The organism is Psychromonas antarctica, assembly GCF_022267535.1.
Lineage (GTDB): Bacteria > Pseudomonadota > Gammaproteobacteria > Enterobacterales > Psychromonadaceae > Psychromonas > Psychromonas antarctica.
The window spans coordinates 22183-48992 of the sequence record NZ_JAHNZV010000015.1 but is presented as its reverse complement, the minus strand read 5'-3'; the positions used below and the strand labels follow the sequence as shown (position 1 = coordinate 48992).

The 26810-nt window shown below is 41.5% G+C and carries 28 protein-coding genes and 1 pseudogene; 5 read left to right on the top strand and 24 right to left on the bottom strand.

All coding sequences use genetic code 11. The features are described 5' to 3' along the window. Positions 1-24: 24 nt before the first annotated feature. The 7 genes from KSO91_RS06180 to KSO91_RS06150 form a co-directional block, all read right to left on the bottom strand. The gene (locus KSO91_RS06180) at positions 25-1173 is read right to left on the bottom strand and encodes an MFS transporter (RefSeq protein ID WP_238742082.1); all 1149 of its coding nucleotides are present in this window, start codon (positions 1171-1173) and stop codon (positions 25-27) included. A gap of 54 nt (positions 1174-1227) precedes the next feature. Next, on the bottom strand, positions 1228-2058 hold the full coding sequence (locus KSO91_RS06175; RefSeq protein WP_238742081.1) for an MBL fold metallo-hydrolase: 831 nt from the start codon (positions 2056-2058) through the stop codon (positions 1228-1230). Positions 2059-2070: 12 nt separating this feature from the next. After that, entirely contained in the window at positions 2071-2544 is a 474-nt protein-coding gene (locus KSO91_RS06170) for a PaaI family thioesterase (protein ID WP_238742080.1), read from the bottom strand. 77 nt (positions 2545-2621) lie between these two features. Continuing rightward, positions 2622-3275, bottom strand: coding sequence for a peroxiredoxin (locus tag KSO91_RS06165; RefSeq protein ID WP_238742079.1), 654 nt, complete (start codon positions 3273-3275; stop codon positions 2622-2624). Positions 3276-3349: 74 nt separating this feature from the next. Then, a complete protein-coding gene (locus KSO91_RS06160) occupies positions 3350-4684 on the bottom strand; it encodes a bile acid:sodium symporter (protein ID WP_238742078.1) in 1335 nt (444 codons plus the stop codon). Positions 4685-4777: 93 nt separating this feature from the next. Then, a complete protein-coding gene (locus KSO91_RS06155; protein ID WP_238742077.1) occupies positions 4778-5278 on the bottom strand; it encodes a hypothetical protein in 501 nt (166 codons plus the stop codon). Positions 5279-5311: 33 nt separating this feature from the next. Continuing rightward, positions 5312-5698: a NifB/NifX family molybdenum-iron cluster-binding protein gene (locus KSO91_RS06150; RefSeq protein ID WP_238742076.1), complete on the bottom strand. Its 387-nt coding sequence runs from the start codon at positions 5696-5698 to the stop codon at positions 5312-5314. 1090 nt (positions 5699-6788) lie between these two features. Here KSO91_RS06150 and KSO91_RS06145 point away from each other — a divergent pair. After that, positions 6789-7262 carry a peroxiredoxin gene (locus KSO91_RS06145; protein WP_238742075.1) on the top strand — a complete coding sequence of 158 codons (474 nt, stop codon included), beginning with the start codon at positions 6789-6791 and terminating at the stop codon, positions 7260-7262. An 87-nt stretch (positions 7263-7349) separates the two neighbouring features. Here KSO91_RS06145 and KSO91_RS06140 read toward each other — a convergent pair whose 3' ends face one another. The 4 genes from KSO91_RS06140 to KSO91_RS06125 all read right to left on the bottom strand — a co-directional run bounded on the left by KSO91_RS06140 (position 7350) and on the right by KSO91_RS06125 (position 10231). Beyond that, positions 7350-7718, bottom strand: coding sequence for a 2Fe-2S iron-sulfur cluster-binding protein (locus KSO91_RS06140; protein WP_238742074.1), 369 nt, complete (start codon positions 7716-7718; stop codon positions 7350-7352). Between the two features lie 699 nt (positions 7719-8417). Continuing rightward, positions 8418-8708: a N(2)-fixation sustaining protein CowN gene (gene cowN, locus KSO91_RS06135; protein ID WP_238742073.1), complete on the bottom strand. Its 291-nt coding sequence runs from the start codon at positions 8706-8708 to the stop codon at positions 8418-8420. Between the two features lie 83 nt (positions 8709-8791). Next, positions 8792-9418 (bottom strand): nitrogen fixation protein NifQ, encoded by a 627-nt coding sequence (locus tag KSO91_RS06130; RefSeq protein WP_238742072.1) that lies wholly within the window; start codon positions 9416-9418, stop codon positions 8792-8794. Between the two features lie 276 nt (positions 9419-9694). Next, positions 9695-10231, bottom strand: a complete 537-nt coding sequence (locus tag KSO91_RS06125) for a flavodoxin (RefSeq protein ID WP_238742071.1) — start codon at positions 10229-10231, stop codon at positions 9695-9697. A gap of 282 nt (positions 10232-10513) precedes the next feature. On the opposite strand from KSO91_RS06125, the gene KSO91_RS17600 reads away from it, so the two are divergent. Beyond that, a complete protein-coding gene (locus KSO91_RS17600) occupies positions 10514-10648 on the top strand; it encodes a hypothetical protein (protein ID WP_275113920.1) in 135 nt (44 codons plus the stop codon). Between the two features lie 99 nt (positions 10649-10747). Here the strand turns inward: KSO91_RS17600 and KSO91_RS06120 are convergent, their stop codons facing one another. From KSO91_RS06120 to gcvA, 4 genes are all read right to left on the bottom strand, one after another. Further along, a complete protein-coding gene (locus KSO91_RS06120) occupies positions 10748-11203 on the bottom strand; it encodes a tetratricopeptide repeat protein (RefSeq protein ID WP_238742070.1) in 456 nt (151 codons plus the stop codon). Between the two features lie 73 nt (positions 11204-11276). Next, positions 11277-13544 carry a penicillin-binding protein 1B gene (mrcB, locus tag KSO91_RS06115; protein WP_238742069.1) on the bottom strand — a complete coding sequence of 756 codons (2268 nt, stop codon included), beginning with the start codon at positions 13542-13544 and terminating at the stop codon, positions 11277-11279. Positions 13545-13886: 342 nt separating this feature from the next. Continuing rightward, positions 13887-15017, bottom strand: coding sequence for a glutamate 5-kinase (proB, locus tag KSO91_RS06110; RefSeq protein WP_238742068.1), 1131 nt, complete (start codon positions 15015-15017; stop codon positions 13887-13889). A 439-nt stretch (positions 15018-15456) separates the two neighbouring features. Then, positions 15457-16374 (bottom strand): transcriptional regulator GcvA, encoded by a 918-nt coding sequence (gcvA, locus tag KSO91_RS06105; RefSeq protein WP_238742067.1) that lies wholly within the window; start codon positions 16372-16374, stop codon positions 15457-15459. A gap of 204 nt (positions 16375-16578) precedes the next feature. Between gcvA and KSO91_RS06100 the strand changes: the two are divergent. Both KSO91_RS06100 and KSO91_RS06095 read left to right on the top strand, forming a co-directional pair. After that, positions 16579-17346: pseudogene (locus tag KSO91_RS06100) on the top strand (TSUP family transporter). A gap of 244 nt (positions 17347-17590) precedes the next feature. Then, positions 17591-17776 (top strand): hypothetical protein, encoded by a 186-nt coding sequence (locus KSO91_RS06095; protein WP_238742066.1) that lies wholly within the window; start codon positions 17591-17593, stop codon positions 17774-17776. A gap of 1148 nt (positions 17777-18924) precedes the next feature. Here KSO91_RS06095 and KSO91_RS06090 read toward each other — a convergent pair. Beyond that, positions 18925-19695 carry a MipA/OmpV family protein gene (locus tag KSO91_RS06090; protein ID WP_238742065.1) on the bottom strand — a complete coding sequence of 257 codons (771 nt, stop codon included), beginning with the start codon at positions 19693-19695 and terminating at the stop codon, positions 18925-18927. A gap of 414 nt (positions 19696-20109) precedes the next feature. Between KSO91_RS06090 and KSO91_RS06085 the strand changes: the two genes are divergently transcribed. Further along, positions 20110-21012: a GGDEF domain-containing protein gene (locus tag KSO91_RS06085; RefSeq protein ID WP_238742064.1), complete on the top strand. Its 903-nt coding sequence runs from the start codon at positions 20110-20112 to the stop codon at positions 21010-21012. A gap of 203 nt (positions 21013-21215) precedes the next feature. Here KSO91_RS06085 and KSO91_RS17845 read toward each other — a convergent pair whose 3' ends face one another. From KSO91_RS17845 to rsxA, 8 genes are read right to left on the bottom strand one after another with little or no spacing between them, the layout of a single operon-like run. Then, entirely contained in the window at positions 21216-21320 is a 105-nt protein-coding gene (locus KSO91_RS17845) for a hypothetical protein (RefSeq protein WP_420830939.1), read from the bottom strand. 26 nt (positions 21321-21346) lie between these two features. Further along, entirely contained in the window at positions 21347-21607 is a 261-nt protein-coding gene (locus KSO91_RS06080; protein WP_238742063.1) for an RnfH family protein, read from the bottom strand. Between the two features lie 59 nt (positions 21608-21666). Next, entirely contained in the window at positions 21667-22362 is a 696-nt protein-coding gene (locus tag KSO91_RS06075; RefSeq protein WP_238742062.1) for an electron transport complex subunit E, read from the bottom strand. Positions 22363-22421: 59 nt separating this feature from the next. Beyond that, complete coding sequence (gene rsxG / locus KSO91_RS06070; protein ID WP_238742061.1) at positions 22422-23066, bottom strand: electron transport complex subunit RsxG; 645 nt, start codon at positions 23064-23066, stop codon at positions 22422-22424. Continuing rightward, entirely contained in the window at positions 23063-24022 is a 960-nt protein-coding gene (locus KSO91_RS06065; protein WP_238742060.1) for an RnfABCDGE type electron transport complex subunit D, read from the bottom strand. Before KSO91_RS06065 ends, rsxG begins: the two co-directional genes overlap by 4 nt. Positions 24023-24024: 2 nt before the next feature. Beyond that, entirely contained in the window at positions 24025-25500 is a 1476-nt protein-coding gene (rsxC, locus tag KSO91_RS06060; RefSeq protein WP_238742059.1) for an electron transport complex subunit RsxC, read from the bottom strand. Between the two features lie 14 nt (positions 25501-25514). After that, on the bottom strand, positions 25515-26045 hold the full coding sequence (locus KSO91_RS06055) for an RnfABCDGE type electron transport complex subunit B (RefSeq protein WP_238742058.1): 531 nt from the start codon (positions 26043-26045) through the stop codon (positions 25515-25517). A 13-nt stretch (positions 26046-26058) separates the two neighbouring features. Continuing rightward, positions 26059-26634: an electron transport complex subunit RsxA gene (rsxA, locus tag KSO91_RS06050; RefSeq protein WP_238742057.1), complete on the bottom strand. Its 576-nt coding sequence runs from the start codon at positions 26632-26634 to the stop codon at positions 26059-26061. Between the last annotated feature and the right edge of the window lie 176 nt (positions 26635-26810).

Here is a 26810-nt window from a genome sequence, read left to right as displayed (position 1 = left end):
TTTTACTTTAAATCTGCAAAGTCACTATTTTACAAATTTTGTCAGTAAGTATGCCGCTGGAATACAACCCATCGCTAATACATTGCATATAATATAGGTTGTTTGCAAACCTAAACTATCACCGAGCAAGCCGACAACAAAGACCAGTACTGATGCTATTCCAAAACTGATCGACATATAAATACCATTCATAAATGTTGGCATATTAGAATGCGTATCTTGCACGATGGCCATCAGTACGGGACCTGAAGCAAAAAGGAATAAACCTAAAACAGCCAACATATAAATACTAGCAAACTGTATAAAAAGGAACATGCCTAGTGCGGATCCAATACTTGAGATAACCAATACTTTTTTTCTGCCGATTCTATCTGATAAATTACCCGCAAAGAAAGCGCCTAATACGCCAAAAAACTGCAGGACAGCTAAGGAGATACCTGCATACCAGAGACTCTCTCCTTGATTTGTTAAATAAACGGGTAGATAAAGCGTTAAAGCACTTTTCATTCCCGACTGAAAAAACAGATAAAATGCTAATACAGTAAAAAAGGGGGTATATTTCTTTAGCAGTTTTCGGGTATCTCCTTTTTCTTTTGTTTTCTGAGCAGGCCGGTTTAGATCGAAATCTTTAAGTTTCATATATAAGATAACTGATGCCAGCAGGCCTAAAGGCATTAGTTTATAAATGCCTTCTAATCCCCATTGTGAAACAGCGGCGGTGGCTAGTAAGGGGCCAATCGTTCTGGCTGACTCACCGCCGACCATAAACCAGCTCATCCCTGTGCCAATCCTATTACCCGAAGCTTCTTTTATCATTACTGGTGAGGGGACATGGAAAAGTGCAGAGCTTATGCCGGTTACAAATAAGAGAATAAAAAGGATTGTATATGAAGGGGCAAGTCCAATTAAACTCATTGCGATTGCTGTAATTGCTGGTGTTAAAATAACAAAATACTTTACCCCGGTTTTTTCAGCTAGTAGGCCGAAAAAAGGGTTAAAAAGTGTGGGTATTCTTCTGATAATCTCTAACAACGCACTGATTGATAAAGACATACCGTGTTTTTCTATTAAAAGGGGCAGTAATGGTGCTAAAAAAGAGGAATAGATATCATGTATCATATGTGCACAAGAGAGCGTAAACACCTCTGATTTTTTAAATTTTTTATTACTCATGGGTTTCCGTTATTTCGTTACAGGCTGATTTTTATTGTTGGTCGATGCCAACGGTTACACTGTTATTGTTAATCCCGCTTTGGCAATTCCTACGTTCTTACATTGCGCTTGCAGCAATGACATTGCGTCATTACCTGTACAATGGGCAGGATAAATGCGCTTAATATTTTCTTTATTTAAATAATTTATGGTGGCATTTAGACGTTGCTGATTTGCGCTGACAAGGTGCAATCCACCCAGTAGTGTGGTTATGTTAGTTGATTGTCCTGTTTGCTGCTTGATATGGTTGAGTGTATTAATCATGCCGGAATGACAGCAACCGCAGATAACGGCTAATCCATTGTCTGTTTCAATCCAAAGGCTCATATCATCATTAAGCAGGTCGGCTTGTTTTTTTTCTATATCAAGGAAAAAGGGACCGCCAGTATCTTCTAACTTGCTAAGGCGAGGAATTTCACCGGTTAACCAAAGCCCAGCGGTTAGTTGAGTCGCTTGGGTAATGAATCTTTTTTGCTGCTCGGGGAATGCCTTAATCGCTTGTGTTACCTTTTCGGTTAAAGAGATAGTGCGTGGCGCTTTATTAGGATGCAATGAATAACGTCTTTGCATGCAGTCTGGGTGAGCATAAAAAAGTGCATTGGCATTGTTCATTAGGAGAGTATCTAAGTTTCCACCGTGATCGTAGTGCCCGTGGCTTAAAATAATGATATCGAGATTATTAAGATCAATATTTAGTTTCTGTGCATTGTAAAAGAGCGCATCACCTTGGCCGTTATCAAATAATATCCGTTTACCTTGATGTTCGATTAAGATCGCTAAACCATGCTCCTGCTTTAATCCCGCTTGTGCGATATTGTCAACTAACACTGTCATTCTGCTGGTCATTTTATATTCCTATTAACGTTTAATAAAACGGGCCGTGCATTTGGCCATCAGTTGCTGATCCACATATATTTCAGACTCCATTTTATAAAGAGTGGAGTAGTGTTTATTTATTTTCCCACGAATAAGAATATCGGCAGTAAGCGGAATTTCTGCTAGATAGCGAATATTCATATCGCCCGTTACCGCCTCAACACCTTGATTAAAAATCGTGTTACACATGGCCGCATCAAGCAAGGCTGCAATAAAACCACCATGTAAAATTCCTTGATAACCTTGATGATGGATACTACCTTTCGCCTTCGCCCAAACAGTGCCCGTCGGATCACTATAAAAAGCAAGCTTTAGACCAAAGCTTGCTTGTGTGCCACATAACATACAATGCTGATGGCTTGGCTGCTTTGCTACTTTTTCTAATGCTAATGTTGTATCAATAAAATCTAGTTTCTCAATTTCTCTTTGTAGTAACGCTTTCTCTGTACTTTTCATTTCAACTCTTTGTTATGGGGGGAAAGGGGGGGATTTATTCCTTAAAAAAGGGAGTCAATTCACTCCCTTTATTGTTGTTATAGATCTTTTTTACAGAAATACCAGTCTGTGCATTCATACCCTTCACTCATGCGGCTTTCTGCAGCATCAGCGTTTTGTGGTGGTGGCACGATGACTTTATCTCCGGGTTGCCAACCTTCAGGGGTCGCTATTTTATGGGTATCAGCGGCTTTTAAGGCCCGAAGCAAACGCAGAAACTCTGGAATGGAACGTCCATTACTCATGGGGTAGTAAACCATTGCTCTTAAGATCCCTTTGGGATCAATAACAAAAGTCGCTCGAACAGCCGATGTATCGGAAGCGCCAGGGTGAACCATGCCGTATGACTTGGCGACGGACATGGAGAGATCTTCTATAATTGGAAATTTAATATCCACAGAGAATTTCTCTTTGATATTACGTATCCATGCGACATGGCTGTAATAACTATCAATGGATAAACCAAGTAGATCAGCGCCTTCAGCTAAGAACTCATCATGGTGTTTAGCAAACGCGATAAACTCTGTTGTGCAAACAGGTGTGAAATCAGCAGGATGAGAAAATAGAATTAACCATTTACCCTTGTAGTCGGAAAGTTTTTTTATGCCATGTGTGGTTTTTGCTTCAAAAGCAGGTGCTGGCTTATTGAGTTGCGGAAATGCAACTATATTATTTTGTTCAATGTTTTCCATATCGTTACCTTTATTGTTAAGACTATGGATGAGTGTCATCATAGTGTGGTTAAAAAATTGTGTGTGTTATTAAGTTAAACCTTAAGAAATTCAATAATATCGATACTTGAAATAACGCCTTTTATTTGACCTTTTTTATTAGTAACAAGCACTTTGTAGTGATGAGTTCGTTGCATCTCTTTGGCGATAGTTGCAATGGGCTGTTGGATATCGATCAGCGTCGCTTGGCTGAGCGTGATGTCTGATAATAAAGTGCCCATGGGCTTTTCGTCTGCGACTAAATTAAGCACTTCTTTCAGATTTAATATGCCTATTAATTTTTCATCTCGATCAAGTACTGCGAGAGAATGAATTTGCTCTTCTGAAAGTAGCTGAATTGCTTGTTGTAATGTATCGGACTGGTGTAATGAGAAGACACCTTCATGGATAAATTGCTGTGCAATCGGCGCGCCGGCTTTGCCATAAATTTGATCGGTAAATTTAACAACCCATGCACCCATTTGTACTTGAATAACATAACCGAGCGATATTACTAATGCGATATCAGCACCTTCTTTGCCAAATGCGGTCATTGCAATTGCCAGTGCGATAGAAAGGTTGCGCATCACACTGCCATAAAGGAGCGCAATAGCATCATCACGTTTAAAAAAGAACTTTCCAACCAAGGTACTGATAATAAAGTTGATCAGGTACAGTAATAAAAGTGGCATAAAAATATTAACCAGCATTAATGGATCTGAAAAAATGGTTTTGGCTTTGAGTGCCATGGCAACAAAGACAATACCTAATACACCTAAGGTTGAGATGGGGGGGAACTGTTTTTTTAATTTTTCTTGATAATGAGCCATGCCGTAATAAGCGATAAGCGCACGTTGAATCAGATGACCAATAATAAGTGGAATAAGGATAATAATAGTTATCTGCTGGATGATTTTTATCATTTCAATTTCAACTGAAGCACCCATCAGTTGATTTATATAAATCGGGGTTAAAAACGATCCAATTAATAGACCAAAAATAGTCATTTTAATAGCGGCTGCCATATTGCCTTTGGCCATGCCTGTCCATGAAATAGTCATGCCGGATGTAGGCAGTAAACCTGTTAATAAAAGCCCTAATGCCAAGTATCGATTATCAGAAAAAAAGGCAATCCCAATGGCAAAAGCAATAAAAGGGGTCACTGCGAAATTGATAAACTGGGTCGCAAGCTGCACTTTCATATCCCCACCTTCAAACACCTTACGAATTGGTAAAGTGATCATCATGGGCAATACCATTAAGAATGTGAGTGGAATAATAAGATTTTTAAGGTAACTGACTTCACTTGAATAACCATAAATTAAAGCAACTATCATCGTCAAAGGAATGCTTAAAATTAAGTTTTTCTGTAGCCAGAATAGTGTGTTCATTATTTTCTCATCATTGATAATTTGTGTCTGTTAATTTCTAAAAAAGCTGTTCTACCGTGAGTGTAAAACAGCTTCAATAATCATTTATTTTGCTTAACTATTTGCAACACCTTGACCGCGACCTTGGCCCTGCCCATTGGCAACACCTTGACCGCGACCTTGACCCTGCCCATTGGCAACACCTTGACCGCGACCTTGGCCCTGACCATTGGTAAGACCTTGTCCGCGACCTTGGCCCTGTCCATTGCTAAGACCTTGTCCGCGACCTTGGCCTTGTCCATTGCTAAGACCTTGTCCACGACCTTGGCCCTGTCCATTGCTAAGACCTTGTCCGCGACCTTGGCCCTGTCCATTGCTAAGACCTTGTCCACGACCTTGGCCTTGTCCATTGCTAAGACCTTGTCCTTGACCATTTACTACGCATTGTCTGCGGCCTCTGCCTTGATTATTTATCAAAACTTGTTCATCAACCGCTTGTCTATCGGTGACTCGGCCACAGCAACGAATGCGTTGTGATTTTTGTATACAATTTATGTTCAATCCATTTGGAGTTGAACAACGACCTTTGCCTCTTCTTATGTTTAATTCTTGCATTGTGATTTTCCTCTTTTGCAGTTGAGTGTGAATTTATTGATTAACAGCACGTTGGCAAAAACGCTTTTTCCCTCTTTTTCTACGCTTTTGGCATCCCGGCATGCTAAATTTTGGTTTGTCTAATAGATTAAGATGTAATGCCTCTATCACTTCATCCACATCACCAGCGATAAATGAAAACACTTCACAACCTTGATTGATTAATATTTTTTCAAGGTAATAGGGAATTGCACCACAAATAATCATTTCAACATTTTCTTTTAATAACTCATTGGTCATATCAATTTCATTTTGAGTATTAAAATGAAATGTATTAACGATACTGCACTCACTAGGTGTCGCATCAATAATTAACCAAGTTGAAGTGGTTTCAAAAACAGGTGATACCCGAGATTGAGCTGTCAATAATGCGACTTTCATAAATTCCCTTGTTTGTATGCTGCTATCAATAACCTTTCTTAGTTACTTATATTACAAGTTGTATGCCAATGTTTTTTTGTTTTTAAGTTACTGAAATTAAATGGATTATATTTTGATGTGATTTTAAATAGGAGCGAAAGGTTGCACTTGTGAGGCTGATGAGTTGCACTACTGCATCGATTGCAACTGTTTTTATAAAGATGCCAGACACGGCAGTAAAAATAATATGACAAGATCGATGCTAACTAGTGATAGAGGAAAGAGGAGGGATTTGTATATTGGGCAATACTTGGGGTAGTGCAATTGCCTTGGGTGTAGTTCCTTTGAATCGACGCTAGTCCCTTGCAATTAGTTGGATAATCGCTATTTCATGTTATAAAAACGCGAACTTTTGTAATGATATGCACTCCATTAATGGGACAATTAATACTTTCCGCTCCAAAACACAGAATAAGGGGCGTGGACTTTAGTCCACCTAATAAAGAATTAAAGTAAGCGGGCTGAAGCCCGCGCCCCAAAAAATAAGCCTGTGCCAGCATGGTTGCGCAATTTTTTCTGTGCGTTTATTCAACACGTTCCGTCGATTCAAAAGAACTACACCCAATTGCCTTTAGAGAGGGCTATTTGTTGGGCGTCGTTTTACGCTTACTCGCAATCTGCTTAGCTTTGTTTTCGCCTTACTGATTACCTGGCTCACGGCTATCACTTTGAGTGCGCTGTTACGAATAGAAGAAAAACAGCTAAGCCTAAAAATTGTAGTGGATGGATTATGCTGACCATCACGTTAAGATTATATCTTGTGTGCGCATTTTTAGATCCTGCCATCGTGCATGTAGCGCTCAACAAAAGTTTGCAGGTCCTGAAGATGATATCGTCTATTCTGGTGGTCGTTTTTTTCTTGATAGCTTTACTAAACCGCTTTATTCAGACGAAGAAAATTGCGCAGTATCATCGGGCGATTGAATTAGGATCTTTATAAATAAACCATAATATTAAGCGGATTGCTCTAATAACCCTATTTTTTATCTCTGTTTAGTTTTTAAGTTTAGGGATAAACTGAGCAACCATTGGTTTCTTTAAGGAAAATATAATGATTGAACAAGGCCATAAATTACCCGCTGCAATACTCAGTGAATTAACGCCAGAGGGTATTGAAAATCATCAGGTAAGTGAGCTTTTCGCAGGGAAAAAAGTGATCTTATTTGCTGTGCCAGGGGCGTTCACGCCAACTTGTTCGGAAGCACATCTACCCGGTTATGTGGTATTAGCGGATAAGTTTAAAGCTAAAGGGGTGGATATTATTGCTTGTGTCTCAGTTAATGATGCGTTTGTGATGAAAGCTTGGGGTGAGGCTCATAATGCTTCTGAGTTAATGATGTTAGCGGATGGTGATGGCAGCTTCACTAAGCAACTAGGGCTACAGATGGATACGGCAGGTTTCGGTGGTTTACGCTCACAGCGTTATGCGATGATTATCGAAGATGGTGTGGTGACGCAGCTTAATATTGAGGCGCCAAAAGCGTTTTCTGTGAGCAATGCCGAAGTGTTACTCGCTGCGTTGTAATAGCAAGTTTTCCGAGGAACTTGAATTGACCGGTGCAAGCCAATCCGTTAACCCAAAGAATACTATTAACGGATTGGTTATTAACCGTTATGCACCGCCAGGTTCGCCAGTAAACTCAACCAGCACATCTTCATCTTTGAGAATCATTTGGCAAGCTAAACGAAATTTGGGTGGCATGTCGGCTACATAGGCTCGTTCCTCATCCTTATTCGAAAGTTTACCAATGTTTTTCAGTCCTTCTCTTTCTTTGTCAGTTAACATCGCACCTTTGACATGATCGCCATCAAGGTGGGTGACTTCCACTAAGCAGGAGCCGCATCGACCGTCTCGACACTCATGTGGAATTTTAACGCCGTTTTCTTCTGCCAGCCCTAACAGCGCATCACGCTTGCCAACAACGGGAGTAACTTTTTTGTTTTTACGCATCATTGGAGATGAAAAATATACCGTAGCCATATAATGATTCCTTTTTAAATGTGATAAGTAATACTAATTTTTTACTGTAAAAGGTAATTCCAATTTGATTAATTGAGATCCGCTCGTCGGTTTTTATGTTGTTAAGCGACTTCTCTTTTAAAGAGAGGACGGTTTACACAACATTGTGGCCCACAACGGCTAATTTCAACGTCACTTATTTGCGAGCAGAGAATTGACGCTGTCTCCGATAGGAATTGCAAACTTGCTTTGAAATGCCAGTAAACGGAAATAAATCAAGCACAGTGGTAGGAATATAATTGCAATTCACAAGCCACAAGCAAACAAACGAGAGATGCGGTTTGCGTGTTGATGCACGAAAATACAATGTTCTTATTGCAATATCTTTTTAAACAAGCGCTTATGTGACGCTTTTGCCTTCTTGTAGCAAACATATTTAGCGCTCCGCTGTTGCGGCTTTACTGTGCTGGTCATAATAGTAAGCAAACTGATAAAAATGATTATCATAAAGATGACAAAGTGGGTTATTTATTACAATTTTGTTGCTGAGGATGTTCTCGATAAGCTTGCCAATGGCGCTATGACGGATAGCTAAACGCAAATGATATTTGCGTTTTTTATTTATTTTTCAATTATAACAAGAGAGTTATTTGAATTGATGTGTTGTTCCCAAGCATTCTATCGGTACCTAAATAAGGCATGTAATGCATGGGCTTAGTATTAGCAACATTCCTGCTCTATCTTATAAAGCAGTTGCAGTGCCGTTTCATCTTGGCAGTGCTCAAAGTATTCGTACAGGGGATTTGTCTGATTGCCGATAAAATGCAAATTATCATGATGCGATTTGATCTGTTGGGCTCTTTTTAATACAAAGTAACGATGCCACTCCTGTGGGCCTTTATCGTCTCTAATATTCTGCTCCAGCATTACAATCAGTTTGTCGGCATTTGCATCGCAGCCAAGACCGCAAAATGAGCGATAGCGATCTGCTTTATTGTCGTTTTTTTTCATCTTTTCTCCTTATTTTTTAGCGTATATATCTGATACCTTATGTTTTGGTGTTGCAATCTGCTTGCCATTCTTACCATTCAACATTAAACAAAACAGGTCGCATAAGAACTACATGCCGAGCAGTTTGGAGATCTGCACAGGTAGTCGCCACCTCGCTCGCATAAACAGCGGTAAAAAAATCGTTTCCAGCGCATATTTTTGTTGTTCTGATCATGTAGGGCGGGGAAATTGTGCTTTAGTAATGTGCCAAGCTGACTGCGATCTGACAAGCCCAAGCTATGCCACAGATGAAATTGTGCTAAACAGGCCGTCGCAATAACAACTGCCATCTGCATCGCACAAAGCTCTTTCTCGTTGCTGTGATCGAGTAATAAAGTAACCAACTCGTTGCGTTCTTCGGCTTTGATATCGAGTAACTCGCCATATACAGCTGCGCGCTCATGGCTTGGCGTTTGCTCAGAACATTGCCAGTTTGCTTCCTGTTTGTTTAAATATGGGCTGTTAATGATGCTTAGTAGCTCATTATAGGTTGTGTTATCTAATCCCAGTCCATGTGGTAAGGCCGCACTCCCAGACAACTGTGCAGTAATTATTTGCCTAAATAGTTCGCGGTTAATAGTAGAGAGTATTGCCGACAAATTCGCTTGGGTGGTAGATGATCTCGCTTCGCTAGATAACTTTAACGGGGCATTGCTGTTATTTCTTTGCATAGTTAGTCTCTTTTTTATATTTTAATTTTCATGCTCAAGCATTGCCCAACATTTTCGCCTTACCAAAGTTATTTTTTAATTGTTGATACAGTTCGCTGGGCGGGAATACTTTAAAGGGCTTATAGGGGGGGGGGTAATAATGGTGCGTTTCTTCCCGACAAAAGAGAAAGGTGAAAGAAAAGAAAGGGGGGCATAAAATCTGCTCATTGGTAAAAGGCATGACCCCCCGATCAAATAGGCACTGCATTTGCTGCGCCTTCAGTGGGATTTATAAATCTACAAACCGAGTTGAGGTTTTATAATATTTATCCATTCGCTCAGGCGGCTATCTGTTAAGCTTGCTTGATTGTCCTGATCCAGCACTAGGCCAACAAATTGGTCACCATCTAAGGCAGTTGAACTGTTAAATTGATAACCTTTATTCGGCCAGCGACCAATAAAGGTTGCGCCAGCGGTGGAAAAGATATCGTATAATTCTCCCAGCGCATCAACAAATTCATCGGGGTAGCCTTCTTGATCACCTAAACCAAAAAGCGCGATAGTTTTGCCGCTAAAATCGGCTTCTTCAAGGCTGCCAACTATCTCTTCCCAGCTTTCTCCTTCACAATCAACAGAGAGTCCCGGCAATGCGCCTTCGCCCAAGGTCGGAGTACCAATAATCAGATTATCAAATTCGAGCAGATCTGCGACGGAGCAACGGTTTATATTGATAGGTTTAGCGACATCCTCACTATCTAATATTTGATAGATCTGTTTTGCTATTTTGCGGGTTTTACCCGTATCAGTTGCAAATATAATACCTGTCTTAGCCATAATTAATTCTCCAGTCAGTTTACATGTTAGCGGACTTGTTATTGATTGTTTTTATGAGCTGCACAATACATGCCTTTCCCATATAAAAAGCCTGTGTTTTTAACTTGTTGATTTTTATATTTAATATTGAAGTTGTTAGGTTTTTATGGTGGTATGATTTAAGACAATAAGTACAATTGTCAGGCTTATAACAATAATTGTAGATAGATTGTTAGTTCTCTAACTAATTTTTGATACTAATGCGTGTAACTATAGAAACTTAAGCTCTGAAAATGAGCACTAATGGTCGCAAGGTATTTGATTGAGAAGAAGTTAACGATTGAAATTGATAAGGATGCCATTAGCCATCCTTTGATAAGCAAGATTGAGATGGTTATTAACGTCTGTTCACTCGATGCTCAGTTAAAGCGCAGATAAAAAAGGTTAATACTTCTCTCGTGGTGTTTTTATTTTAATAGTAACAGTGTCAAAATACGTGCTATTACGTCGCATCTCATATGCGAGTTGTTTGCCCGGCTAATAGTCTAACGAAGCTTGCTCTACTAGTTTTAGCGCTTGTTTGCGCAGCCAACCATCAGCGCCTAAGCTAAGCGTTTTTTGCGCAAGGCTGCGTGCTAAAGCATAACTACCTTGCTGATAATGCAGTTCGCCTAAACGATAATAACTTTCGGGGTAGCGCGGGGCGATTCGAATTGCTCGCTCTAAAGATGCTTGTGCTGCTGAGTTATTGCCATTGAGTGTTTGTTGTTCGGCACGCTTTAATAATGAGATCACCGCTGCGGGGGCTTTGGCGACGTTATCCACTGGTGACGGCTGCACTTGCTTGATGACCGGTGCCGTATCTGTAGGGCGAGTTGTTTGCTCTGGCAGTGGTGTCGTTGGCTGCGAAATCGGCGTTACTGTTGGACGCGTTGCGCATGCCAGCAACACAAAAGGTAGGCAAATAAGGGGTAGCTGTTTTATTAAATTCATTGTTTTTCTCATTTTATAGCCATTCTATTAATTAAATACTGTCTTTAAACGCAGGGCAAAGGGTTGGATGCTATTACTGAACTAAATCACGAAACCAGTCGATCACTTGGTCAACGCCTCGACGACAGCGGATCTCTTCCGACGGCGCTGTTCCGGCAATAAAAGGTAATGGAATGGCATTTGCACAGGCTTCCTGACTGCCTTTTCCAGTTTCAGGATCAACCCAGCCAATAACAATATCGGCAGGGGGTAAATTTTGTAGTGGCAGGCGCGATCTTTCTTTGAATATCTGTGCCCAGATCGGCAATGCGCCACTTGATCCGGTTAAACCAATACTTTGATTATCATCTCTGCCCAGCCAAACCACGGCCAGTAGATCACCGGAAAAACCTGCAAACCAACTATCACGTAAATCATCCGTTGTACCGGTTTTTCCTGCAACTGCAAAATCAGGGAGCCGCCATTGCAATGATCTCGCCGTACCTTCGTGGGTAACTGCCTGTAATGCATGGCGCAGCAGATAAATGGATTTACCATCAAAGCGTTGTTCGACTTGTAGGGGATAAGGTTTTAATTCACTTTTATCTGCGCTCATGACGTTATTGATCGCCAGCAACGGGGTGTAAAAACCATCGGCGGAGAGAGTTTGGTAGATCTGTGCAATTTCAATCGGTGCCATATCGAGGGCGCCTAGGGTGATTGCTGGGAGCGCTGGAATTTGCCGTTCGAAACCTAATCGATGAATGCTATCGACTAAATTATCTAACCCTAATGCATTACCCAGACGCGCTGTTGCTTGGTTATAAGAGTGCGCCAGTGCTTGGTATAACAGAACCTCACCATGATCTTTATGATCATAATTTTGCGGGGACCAACTATCGCCATTTTTCTGTGTGAGTGTATATTGCCCATCATCTAAAAGGGTCGCCAAATTATACTTGTCGGACTGCTCCAGAGCAGTTAAAAATACCGCCGGTTTTATCAGTGAACCTACTGGTCTGTGTGCATCAAGAGCCCGATTAAAGCCAGCATAGCGAGCATCTCGGCCGCCGACAACCGCGACCACCGCACCTGTATTGGGCCGGGTTATTATAACTGCACCTTCAAGTTTACTATTTTCTCCATCTGCTTTGTGTTTTGCGATCGCTGTTGCTAACACCGATTCTGCATTTTCCTGAATCAGTGGATCAAAGTAGGTAAAAATAGAAAGGCCGCTAGAGCTTAACTGATCCGCTTGATAGTTGTCCTGCAGTTGACGGCGTACTAGATCTAAATAAGCGGGGTAGCGTTTACTGTGGTTGGTGGTGCGCTGATCCATACCTAAAGGCTGTCTCTTTGCTTGCTCGGCCAGTATTGGCGTAAGCTGCTTTTTACGTACCGCTATATCTAACACTAAATTACGGCGCAGTCTCAGCCGTTCTGGATTGCGCCACGGATTGTAATAACTTGGCCCGCGTACGATAGCCACCAGCAAAGCCTGCTGTGCAATCGATAAGTTAGCAAGCGGACGTTGAAAATAATATTGACTGGCTAGGCCAAACCCATGGATAGCACGAGGTCCATCTTGGCCAAGGTAAATCTCATTAATATAACCTTCAAGAATTTCCGATTTATCAAAGTGCAGCTCTAGTAGCAAAGCCATCACTGCTTCCTGCACCTTGCGCGATAAGGTGCGTTCGGAACTCAGGTAGTAATTCTTAATTAGCTGCTGAGTCAGCGTTGAGGCACCTTGAGAAATGCCTCCCTCTTTTATATTCGCGATGAATGCGCGTGCGATGCCACGTAAGGAAATACCATAATGGTCATAAAAACCATCATCTTCAACGGCAATTAACATCTCTTGCAGTGTGAGGGGAACTTCTGATAGTTTGACTAGTAGACGATCTTCATGGTGAGCCGGATAAATGCCGCCAATAACCACCGGCTCAAGACGCAGTAAACTGCTGTTATCATCACTACTAAGCTGGGAGACCGTTCCATTATCGAGTGTCAGTGTTACTTTTCGTGGCGGCTCTAGCTCATCACTAAATTGAAATCCGCGGGTGTAAATAACGACTTTTTCATTGCTGCCCGTCGCTTCACCGGGTTTGCTAACGCGTGATACAAAGTGGTAATTCAACTGTTTCAGCTCTGCCTTTAAATCTACAATGGTTAATGGTGCACCTACGTATATTTCTAACGGGCGCGCGTACACGATAGAGGGAATTGACCATTTTTTACCAGTGAAAGTAGAGCGAATTGTTGCATCGAGGTAAATAACTGCCGTTGATCCAAGTACAACTATTACGATCAGCAACTTCCAATAGGTTGCTAAACGTTGCGGCTTATCTTTATTGTTCACATAGACCTCTTTATTATTGATTATTTTTAAGGACAAAAAGCTGCGTGTCGTCTTGTGGATCTCTTTTGAGGAAACAACTGCATTATATACCCGAGCTCACTGAAATTGTATATTCAGTGAGCTCGGTTATAAGTTTGTCTACGTGGTCGGGGGAACTTAAAGGATAGCAAAGGTGTTAGTGCCACGCTCCATTAGCGCGCAAGAAAATGGCAACTAACAATTCATTAGTTGCTGGGATCTCTATTCCGACTCCAAAAAGCGGTCTCAACAGGCAATACTAATCAACTTTATTATTCCCTTTATTATTATGCTTAGATAGCGCTTTATTGGTGAGGATAGTTATTAAGTATCGGTTTCCCATTGTTCTTCTTGTTCTAAAACAGCAATGTTTTCGTCGGAAATAATAGGCCCAGTTTGATGACGGAATTCGTTGCTGTCTTCATCTCCCTCTTGGGTCGTGATAAAGTTTAGCAAAGAACTGCTGTAATTAGCCTTCGCCTTAGCGAAATGTTTGCCATCTTCAGTACTTACTAAAATAATGTCTCCCTCGGAGAAATTCCCGCGTACTTCCACTATTTCATCGCTGGTAAATTGTTCACTATGTTCATCAATCGGATGATCAAAATTAGACTCAATAACTAATTCACCTTGTGCTTTTGAAGTGTGAGTCATCCAATGCAAGTTTTCCTGCATCGGTAGATCATAAGCGGTGAATACTGTTCCAGGATTAGTACCATTCATCAATAGTTCAAATGAGCTTTCCTTGAAGCCATTAACAATATAAGTCCGGATGCCGTGTGAGGTGGCTTTCTCAGCAGCTTCTATCTTGGTTTGCATTCCGCCAGTGCCGACTCCATCCTCCATTGCTCCGCCCGCCATTGCATAAATGGCCTCATCAATATTGCACACTTCTTTAATCATTGTTGCATCTTTGCAGGTATGAGGGTTTTTATCATATAAGCCATCTACATCTGAACAGATAATAAGTGCATCGGCATCTGCCGCCGCCGCAACCATTGCTGAAAGATTATCGTTATCACCCACTTTTAACGCATCGGTGGTCACGGTGTCGTTCTCATTAATAACGGGTAAAATGCCATGTTCAAGTAACGCAAAGATGGTCTCGCGAATACTGTCATAACGTTCCTTGTCCTGCAGATCACCATGGGTCAATAAAATTTGTGCCGATGGGAAATCAAAAAAACGGTTCCAAGATGCCATCATCTCATTTTGTCCTGCTGCGGCCATGGCTTTTTTTATTGCCACAGTCGGTTTTTCTATATTGCCAAAAAAGTGAGCACCCGCTGCAACCGAACCTGAAGAAACAAGGATAACCTGTATTTCTAGATCCCGACATTGCAGTATAAACTTAGCAATATGTAAGAGATAACGGGAGCTGCATCCTTTTCTGTCTGGTGCTATTAGTGAGCTACCAACTTTTAATACAACGCGTTTCCATTGACGATTTTTCATATTTCCTCATTTTTTTGGTGTGACAACGCTATCGCGAGAGTAAAACGATTTGCTGCTGTAGATAATTATTTTATAAACGATGTTTGGCTTGTAAAACTGGCATTTTATAGGCGAATGTTATCAAGCACAAATTGAGAGCAAAATAAGAACGTAGAGAGAACCGAACTTATTCAGAAGCGATATTATAGCACTTTTTGTATGATTTATGTCAATTTAAACCGAAGTTGTACTATATGGGTACATAGAATCGTTGTTAAAAAGGTCATTTAGGGGTCAATGCATGTGAAAAATGAATGCAGAGAATACACTGCTAATGTTTCTAGGATGGGATAATAATTTCACTTGCTTTGCTCCCCCTTAGGCGTCTGCCACCTAAATTATCCCTGTTAAAGTTGTCATGTCATTTGCGCGCGGGAAAATCGATTTCAAGAAAATTTAATTAAACCACTGCTTTAGCCATAAGTTGAGGATAATTTCGGTAGGGGGCAAATATCTCGAGGATCCAATCAATAAATGCTTGTACTTTAAAAGACTGATTGGTGGAATTGGGCATTAACAGATAATAACAATAGGGGCTAATAAAAGGCGCGGAAAAGGGGATCACTAGGCTGCCATCTGCTAACTGTTTTTCAATAAAAGTACGGGGTATTAATGCTACCCCCATATCGTTTACGGCCGCTTGCAGTAACATACTGAAATGCGCCATGCCATATTTTTTATCCGTGGTGATTTGTACATTAACTTCCTTTGCCCACGCTTGCCACAATTTAGGCCGTAAAGTGTGTTTTAACAGCGTCATTTTATTAATGTCGTCAAGGGATTGCATTTGCTCAGCGACACGGGGAGAGCACACAAGACATAAATCTTCATCCATTAATTTAATAGCATTGACCCCTTGAGGATGCGAAGTCGCACTGCGAATCACTACATCATATTCGCATTTAGAAAAATCAACGGGTAGATCACTGCTCGACAGATCAACATAAAGATTGGGATAGCGAGACTTAAAATCGCCTAAGCGTGGGATTAATAAACTAATGGTTAAACTGGGCAACACATTCACAGACAAACTTTGCAGACGTAATGGCTGAGACTGCAAAGCAAGTGTTGCATTACTAATCGTTTGCAACGCAGTTTGTACATGGGGCAGATAAAGCCTAGCTTCATCAGTTAAAAGCAATTTACAATGCTGTCGTAAAAATAGGGTTATTCCCAAATGCTCCTCCAATATTTTCACCTGCTTACTGATCGCTCCGTGGGTAACAAAGAGTTCACTCGCTGCTCGGGTGAAACTGACATTGCGAGCCGCAGACTCAAATGATCGTAATGCATTTAGAGGTGGTAAATTAGGGTACATTGGCATCCATCGAGAATAAAAAAAGTACATTTCAGTGAGACTGTCTGGCAATAAATATACCCTCTTTAGTACCGAGAAACTAGACGAATTTTGATACTTTTTAGACTGTGAGTTTCGCTCACCCTAGGCCGAATATAACTCCTTTGCATGGTCATTAAAGTGAGATTAAAGTACCCGCCCAATTCATTATTAAACGGAACAAAAATGGACTTTCAAGTGCTCTTAGGCACATCCCCTGAAGCAGCGGTTATACTTTTTTTTGTAGCAATCTTAGCGGGTTTTATTAATGCAGTCGCAGGAGGTGGAGGGCTACTCAGTATTCCCGCATTGATGTGGGTTGGGTTGCCACCATAGGTTGTCTTAGCGACTAATAAATTACAAGCATGTGGCGGCAGTTTTTTTGCAAGTTATTATTATGTGCGTAAAGGTCTGATTAACTTAAATCAGATAAAATTACCAATCATCTGTGCTTTTGCTGGCGGTGCGCTTGGTACTATTAGTGTGCAACAGATTGATGCACATATAATGCAGTCTTTTTTACCTTTTTTAGTGTTGGGAATAGCGGCTTATTTTCTCTTTGCGAAGAAAACCACAGAGCAGGATAAACAGCAACTTTTATCAACTACGCTGTTTTCATTTAGTGCGGCAATTTGTTTGGGGTTTTATGATGGTTTCTTTGGCCCGGGTATCGCCAGCTTTTATACGCTCGCTTTTGTTTCGTTAGCCGGTTATGGACTAATGAAAGCCACGGCGCACGCGCGCGTACTAACTTTTTCTAGTAATATTGCTGCACTTCTCTTTTTTGCACTGGGCGGCCATGTATTATGGTTACTCGGCGGCATTATGCTGGTGGGACAGGGACTCGGTGCCACGTTAGGATCGCAATTAGTGGTGACGAAAGGTAGCCAAATTATCCGCCCACTAATTGTCACCACTTCAATTGTGATGAGTGTTAAGTTACTTTTTTATTAACATTAAAGTAAATAAAACGGCACCTTTAAATTGCTTTGTTTACACGAAAAAGGCTACAATTTGCCGCCGTAAAAAGAGATAACTATTTAGAGTTTTATTTATTGAATTATTTGGCATTAATGATGCAAGGTAAGTAGGTAGATGCAAATAAATAATAGTCATTATACTATCAATACATTAGCCACAGTAGCGAAAAATAGCACGTTTTTATCGCTGCAGAAATATTAATCATAAGGAGTCAAATATGCCTGAGAAAAAAAAGCCTCACACATTTAAAACAACATTGTTAAATGATTGTACTAACCATTTAGCCTTTCAACTTGAGCAATTCAATACAGAAGAAAAAGTGCGTGAAAAAAAATTCAATTCATCGCATGAAACGCTGATAACTGACGTTGTAACGCCTGAATTTATTCTCGGTTATAACTAATGAGCGCCTTCTTTATGCTTCTGCCTAAGGATATTGCTGAAAACTGAATAATGCCCTCTTTATAAAAAGGGCATTAAAGCAGATACTTACTGATATTAGTTGTAATCAATTTACTGACCACATAAGCAGAGTCCATACTACGTCATTAGCAGTGCTAATAATTTATCCGCTAAGCTTGTCGAGTATTAATAAGATCATTGCTGCAAATTAGCCTCCGAGTTTGACACTATCAAATACGTCTCTTTTGGGTTTTGAAATAAGCCATCCCATTTTCCATCGTGACTCATTCCGCCTTCCAATGTTATTCACTACAGTCTTTTAAATAGCGGCATTTTTCACCCTGTAAGTAGATGATTTCTTAATGACTATAACTGAGAAAGTCAGTATTGTCGTCAACGTCAGACTCCTGTCCTAGAAAGATATTCCGCTGTTTTTTCTCATACCAAATCTACTCATTATCTCTCCATCTAAAGACTAAAATTGTTAGACCTTGACCGAGTAATGGTGCGTTCACGCTCTGCATTGCACTTATGGGGTGCAAATAAGTTTGCTTTAGTTTGATTTTTTGTATGGGTCTATCTATTTAACCTCAACTCGGGATAATGGAAACGCAATTGACATAAATATCAATTAGTTAAAATTTTACAGAAATCAGCCCGCATCTTAAAATGTGTTTGCGTGTGCAAAATATCGGTACGGCAACTATTACCATTGAGCGGATGACATCAGTAAGCTTGGATGTTTAAAAAAAGAGGATTTATCTTGACCCTAAATATGTGCCACTTGCGGTGATGGTCATTACCACAAGGGTAATCAAGAAAAGGTGTCGAAATTTATCAGTCTCTGACTATTCGTGATTTTATAAAAACCAGCCCAAGGGCATCATTGAACCGGTTTTTAATTAAATAACATGCTTATGCACTTAACTCAGGTAAAAATGGGAAAAGATAAAAACACGTCAAAAAATTGCACCACAGAGTAAAATGAGGGAAAACAGAGAAAAACATAAAAAATAATAATTATCTTATATTTTAGTATGTTAGTTTTTCTCCGTGTCATCTGTGGTAGTGGTTTTAATCTTTTTACAAAAAATAACCTGAGTCATCTACATAAGCATGTTAAATAATTAATATAAATTATTGTTTATGTTAAAAAAATCTAGAATAACTTAAAAAGAAAGATAGTCCTGATGTTGAGTCTATTTCAACTAAGGGGCTATCGGTAATGGCGTTGCCGTACCAGGTTTTAGTCACACCAATGCGCGTTAGACCATTTAGAATACGCATGGTTGTGGCACTGATCCCGATTGATGAATTAAATGCGTAGTCAGGAGAATATTGTGTTCTTGTTGCACTAGCTTCATGCGCGCGGACGCCGTAATAGTAATTAACCAGATCACTATCTTGATATTTTAGGCCAACCGAAGGTTCGATAAAAAAAGCACCTAATCGCCACACATAACTTAAATTACTGCTCGATTCATAGCCGTTACTGTTACCTAAAAGATCAAACATTAAACTGGAATCGATACGCAGATTATTATATTTATAGTCGACGCCTATTCCTCCGTCCAGCGATGATTTACGTGTGTCCATTCCTTTAAAAACATCACTGTCATCTTCATCGTAACCGGCAAACCTAGGGGCTAATTTTATTGAAAATTTCAGACCATCAAAATCGGCAATCTTATAAGACACAAAGGGGCCAAAAATATTAACAGCATCTCCTCGATAGCCAATGACGGGAATGGGGATTATGCGCATATCGTAGTCTTTATATACTTCTTGATTTACCCCTAATCCAAAGCCATAAATAAAGCCTTTGGGCTCTATTTTGTCGCGATTATCTGCGAATGTCAGGGAAGAATAACTAAGTGCCGCTGCGAGTAACATAGATTGAATCATTAAAACTATCTTCATTACGCTGTTCCTTGAATTTTTTATATCCATGAAAATGGGTTAGAAAGTGCTAAGTAGAGTAACTGACATTATATGTCTTTACTGAGAGGTTAAATAGTTAGCCTACTATAGTCAAATCTAACGAGTTTATTTGCAAATAAAGTAAAATAAACGGGATCATATATCTATTTTCATTAGAAAAAAATGCTTGCAGCGCATTTTTCATATTTACGGGCTGCTTTTTCGTTGTCATTAATCGACAGCCATTATTATATTATAAATAGTTAGTAACAAATTGGGTGCCTCAGTAAGCATAAAATCTAATAGGGTGCTAGCCTTTATACACAGCGCCTCTTTTCGTCAGAAGCGAAGTTGCAAAGCAGCGCTAAGTATATGCGCTTCGCTATTATTATTATCCATTGCACCGGAAGGCCTATGAACAGTATTGAAAATATGGCATCTATTCTTAACGCATTGCCTGATCCTGCCTTTTTGCTATCACGCCGAGGAAAATATTTAGCTGTGTACGGAGGTAGCGATTCTCGTTATTACCACGATGGAAGTAAGCTGGTTGGTTTACTCATCTCTGATTTGATCACTGCAGAAAAGGCGAACTGGTTTCTTGATAAAATTGCTCAGGCTTTAGCGTCTAAAAAATTACTGATTGAAGAATATGAACTAAGTAATAAAGATGTAAAAGGCCTGTCCGATATGGGGCCTGACGAACCTATCTGGTTTGAAGGACGAGTTCAGGCGCTTGATTTTTTGGTCAATAATGAAGAGGTTGTACTTTGGGTCGCAAGCAATATTACGGCGCGCCATCAATTTGAAATTAAATTAAGAATGCTCAGTGACACCGATCAACTGACTGCGCTTTCTAACCGAAGAAGGCTTGAGCATGACCTGACCCTTTATTACGAAAGTGTTGTGCGCCACTCGCTTCCAACTTCTGTTTTGATCTTTGATTTGGACAACCTAAAACGGATTAATGATACGCTTGGACACCATGTCGGCGATAAAGCTATCCTGGCTGTTGCAAACATTTGTCGGTCACAACTGAGAGAAACGGATAGGGCTTATCGCTTGGGGGGGGATGAGTTTATTATTACCTTGCAAAATAGTGATTTGGACCATGCAATGCAATTTGCTGAACGCTTGCGAGGGATCTTTAAACTTCAACTAGAGCGATTTTCCATTGCCGGAGAAGCTGCGACTGTCAGTATCGGTGTGACGGTTATTTTATCCAATGATCGCTGTTATGAAGACAGTCTGAAACGTGCGGACAGTGCTTTATATAAAGCTAAACGAAGTGGTAAAGATAAAGTTGCCTGTGCTTAAGTGATTAATCGCTTGTCAGTATTTGCTCATTTAAGATCTGCACTGCAATAGCGTGGTAGGCAAACTCATTATGTTCAAGGTGGGCTTTAATTACTTTTTTCCACCATTAATAATCGTCGCCATCACCCGCCGTTCGTCGTAGGGCTGGGCTTCACGTTGTATCACTTACATTGCTCCTGTAGGGCAGTGACCAAGGCAATCACCTAATCCATCACAGGCAAGGTCGCTTTATTATCTATGATTTGTACAGCCCCCTCATGGCAAGCGGGAACGCAGTCTCCACAGTCGTTACATAGGCTTTTGTCTATCGCTATAATATAATATCACGTAACATTTAGTCATCCTCATCATTCAAATCGGCAGCTTTGGCGGTGGCTGGCTGGTAAACCTCAACTCGATCTCCTTCTTCTAATACCCTGTTCTTTGGGCAAACCTTGCCAAAGATACCTACTTTTAAATTTTTCAAATCAAGCTCGTTAAAGAGCGTCGCGAGTTTTGATTGCGCAATGGCTTGCTCTGCTGTGATTGGCGATGCTAAATCTAGCTCCTGCCAGAAGCTGGTACTGCCTGCTGCATAGGCGACACTGAGTTTCATAGGTTAAAATCCTTTGTTTAGGTTGATTCTGTTAACCAACTTGACATGCTCTTATCTATTTATTTCACATGGCAAGAGAAATCATTGCTAACGGCAATGATCGGCGGTGCTTGCGGTGCTCGCCACTGATCAAAAATACGTTTTCCTGCGAGGATAAATCCAAGCATAATAAATCCACCCGCGGGTAAAATGGCTAATAAAAGTCCTTTATAGGCAGGGAAGGGGGTCAATTCGATAATTGAAAAGCTTTTTCCTAGTAGCACACTCGCATTAGCAAATAGAGTACCACTACCTATTAGTTCGCGGCATCCGCCTAATACTAGCAGGGCGACAGTAAAACCCAGTCCGGTTGCTAAGCCGTCAACGATTGCTGGTAAACAGGGGTTTTTTGATGCATAGGATTCTGCTCGCCCTAATATTGCGCAGTTGGTGACAATCAGCGGGATAAATAAACCGAGCACTTTATGCAGGTCATGTAGCCAAGCATTCATAGCAAGATCGGCAATGGTGACCAGTGATGCTATCAGCAATACAAAAATAGGAATGCGTATCTGAGGGGTTAGAAATGAGCGAATTAAAGAAATTAATAAACTCGAAAAAAACAGTACTGCAGTGGTAATAAGTCCTAAACCCAGCCCATTTGTGGCGCCGTTAGTGACTGCAAGTAACGGGCAAAGTGCTAACATTTGGGCGAAAACGACATTATTATCCCAGAGGTTGCTTTTTATCATCTCTTTATAGTTATATTGCTGCATATTATCCCCGTTTATTTTGTGTGCTTGAATCTATATTTTTGTATATGTTGGGTGTCTGTTTAATTGTTGTTTATGTTTTCTTCGGCTGTATTTGTCTGTAGGAAAACATCTCGGTTATTTTTAAACTGCTGCAGTGTCGAATGGATGCATTTAACGACAGCGCGTGGTGTGATCGTCGCACCAGTAAAAGCATCAAATTGGCCACCATCTTTTTTTACTGCCCATCCTGTTGAATCAGGGTGCTTTAGTGACAAGCCCTTAAAGTTTAAAATCCAGTTAGATTTTGCCACTTCAATTTTATCACCGAGCCCTGGCGTTTCTGTATGGCTCAATACACGCACGCCACTTAGTTCGCCTTTTGCGGTGATAGCGACAAGTAGAGATATCTTTCCTGAATAGCCTGCTGAATCTGTAAATAATACAATAGCGCTTACTTTCTCTTTTAATGTCGCACGATAAAAAGATAAAGTTTGTCCCTCAATCTCTATCTGGTATTTTTTATCAAGTGGCTGATTATCATAAGCACTGCTAGGCAACACCTGATTTAATAATTTAGTCAGATCCTCTCGTTGTCGATCCGCTATCGGTTGCTCAGTTAAGTTATTGGTGAGCAGCAATAAACTACAAACGATTAAAGTTACCCCAGCCATCAGCAGCGCCGGATAGGCCAATGTTTGTTTTATTTTTTCGTTGATCAGTTTCATTTTATCTCCCCATAAAGTCGCTGACGGGTACAGCTTTCAATCAGTGGGCTGACTGCATTCATTAACAAAATTGCAAAAGCGACACCTTCGGGATACGCCCCAAATACACGGATCAAAAATATTAATAAACCGCAGCCCAACCCGTACCAATAGCGTCCTTTGGGAGTGGTCGGGCTGGTCACGGGATCCGTCGCAATAAAAAAAGCTGCGAGCAGCAGTCCACCACTGCTTAGCTGCGCCAGTGGAGATAAAATAGTATCGGGGGAGATTAGCCATGCGATGGTGGAGGGGATAAAGCAGCCGATGATCAAACTGACCACGATGCGCCAGTCAATAACGTTTTTCCAGATCATCCATATTCCGCCGAGTAGCAGCAAAAGTGGTGATTCACCTAAGCTGCCTGGGGCAATACCCAATAACATGGTAATGATGCCAGTATTAATTTCACTGCTACCTGTTTCCATTACGGCCCCTAAAGTGGTCGCCCCAGTGAAGGCGTCAGCTAGGTTGATAAACAGCGGTTCAGGCGCAGGCCAACTAGTCATTGCCACAGGAAAAGAGATAAGCAGTACCACGCGTGCCAACATCGCTGGATTAAATAGATTCTGTCCTAAACCGCCATACACTTGCTTACCTAATATGACTGCGACTGCTGCTCCAAAAGCGCCTAAATACCAGGGAAAGTGTGGCGGCAGACTCATCACCAATAATAAGGCGGTAACGATGGCGCTACCATCACGCAGGCGACCTATAGTGGTTTTCTGGCACTTTTGACAGAGCCATTCAGATATAATAGCGGCGACCATGGAGGCCACTACCAGTAGCAGTGCTTGTTCGCCAAATAGGTAGATCCCAAATACCAGTGCGGGCAATAAACCTAAAATAACCTGACGCATTAAGCGGCTGACTGTCATCCCTGAATGTATATGGGGGGCACTTAATAATAATGTTGACATAATTAAATCTCCTGCTCAGCTGTAGTGGGCGTTCTTTTCGGGCGAGTTGCGCCTCTTTGGGCTTTTTTGGCTGCTTTCTGAGCGGCTTTTTCTGTCGCTTCTTTAGCTAATCGCTCGCTGCGTTGCTGATTAAGGCGGCGTGCAAGCTGTGCTTTATTTTCCATTTTCCGTTGTCGACCAAGCTCATCTTTGGCATAGGTGAAATATTGGGTAAGCGGTAATGAAGCAGGGCAGATAAAAGCGCAGGAACCACATAGTAAGCAGCTATTTAAACCCTGTTCGCTGCTGGCCTCTAAATCATCATTAGCCACTAACTCAGCCATTGCATTGGGCAACAACCCCATTGGGCAAACGCTCACACAGCGTCCGCAACTTACGCAGGGACTACTGTTTTTTTGTGGCAATTCAGATTCTTCTAAAAATAAGATGCCACTGGTGCCCTTAATAATGGGGGTGTGCATATTACTGATGGTGTGGCCCATCATTGGGCCACCGATAACAATTCGACTGGCTGTGCCTTTTAATCCGCCGCAGCTGGCTACCAGTTCTGAAATCAAGGTGCCGATTGGCGCTTCTATATTCATCGGTTTCTCAAGTGCACCACCGCTCAGAGTGACAACTCGATGGGTCATTGGCTTACCGTAGCGAATCGCATTATAGATAGCGGCGCAGGTTGCGACATTCTGTACAAATACGCCGACATCAGTTGAACGTTTCCCTTTAGGCACTTCAACCTGGCATAAGGCTTGGATAAATTGTTTAGCCGATCCCATCGGATAATGGGTGGGTAGCGATTTTATCTCAATATTAGAATCTTCACTGGCCGCATCGGTCAAAATCTGTAGTGCTTCAGGTTTATTATCTTCAATACCGATAATAGCCTTGGGCGCAGCCGTGGCTTGTAAGAGATAGCGGATACCCCCAATCACCTCAACGCTTTGCTCGCGCATTACTTTGTCATCGCAGGTCAGATAGGGCTCACATTCACAACCATTGATTAACAAGGTATCAATCTGCTTATTTAAGGTTGAACGTATTTTTGTGGCCGCGGGGAATACTGCGCCGCCCATGCCAACAACGCCAGCGGCTTCGATAATATCGATTAGCGCGACGCGATCCTTGGCGTCATTATCTACTTTAAGCGAACTGTTTTGTCTCTCCGGATCACAGAGCATATGAATCATTAACTCTTCACCACCGCCGGGAATCGCGGCGCGATGGGTGGCGATTTTAAGTACCACCCCCGATTGCGGAGCATGGAGATTAGCGCTGCTGCCTGAGCCTGTTGCAATAAGCTGTCCGGCGATAACTTTATCACCTGCACGGACAACCGCAGTGGCAGGCAAGCCGGTATGCTGTTTAAGGGAAATATATAAACGCTTAGGCGCAGGCAAACGCATAATATCGTTGTCATTGCTGAGTTGTTTGCGCCCTTCAGGGTGAACGCCGCCTTTGATCAAGGAATGAGAAAAAAGCATGGATTCACCTCTTTTTAGTTTTGCTGTGGTTTGGGCCAAGCCCAACCATAGGTAAAGATAGGATCTGTTTTATAGGTAATGGCGTCTTGTGGACAAGCCGATACACACATCCCGCAGCCCGTACAGATGTCCGTTAATATCCCATGAAGTTGTTTGTTTGCGCCAACAATGGCATCAAACGGACATTTCTTAAAACAGCGTGTACAGCCATCACATAGCGTCGGATCAATTTCGACAACTTGTGGGAGACATTTTTCGGAGGTGCCTTTTTGAAGCGGCACGCCGAGTAATTTAGAGAGTTGTTGAGCTAATGCTTGTCCGCCCGGTGGGCAGCAATCCGGTCCCAATTCGCCAGCACTCATTGCAATTGCTGCCTGTGCACAGCCAGGAAAGCCACATTGTCCACACTGGCCGTTTGGCAGTAGTTCACTGATTGCATCAACTAAGGGATCTTGCTCCTTCGCAAAAAAACGAGCTGCTAAGCTCAGTGCGAGTCCCATTAGTAGCGCCAACAGCGGAATAGCTAATAAATTTAAACTCAGCATAATATTTACTCCTTTAAGCTATGCCAGTGAAGCCGGAAAATGCCATCGCTAATATGCCGGCTGTAATAAAACTAATGGGTGCACCTTGCATTGCTGTTGGTATTCGGCATAGAGTCATTCGTTCGCGTAATCCCGCAAACAGCACGATTACTAAGGTAAACCCCAGAGACGAGCCAAAGCCGTAGAGCAGCGCGTCAACAAAGTCCAGCTTCTCACGAATAGTTAGCAGGGCAATCCCCAATACAGCACAGTTGGTGGTTATCAGAGGTAAAAATATTCCTAAGATACGATGCAGTTCAGGGCTTTGATAGGCGACCATCATTTCGGTTAATTGCACGAGAACGGCAATCACCAAAATGAAACTCAGTAACCGTAAAAAGCCCAGTTCTAACGGCACCAGTAGATAATGATCCAAGATCCATCCCGCAGCGCAAGATAGGGTGAGCACAAAGGTGGTTGCTAACCCCATACCAAATGCAGAGCCGACTTTATTCGATACCCCCATAAAGGGGCACAAGCCTAAAAATTGCGCTAGTACTACGTTATTAACTAAGCTGGTGGTCAGCAGTAATAGTAGGTAGTCACTCATTCTATTCTCCTTGTTGATTTCTATTTTTTGCTAAATTGCGCGAACAAAGACTGGCACTGTTTATTACTCATTACCGATATGCTTTGCGATAACTATGCCAATAAATAAAAAGCCGATGTGCGCACCAATTCAGCGTTTTTAGATTAAAAAACGCACTGCAAAGGAGCAGGATAGGA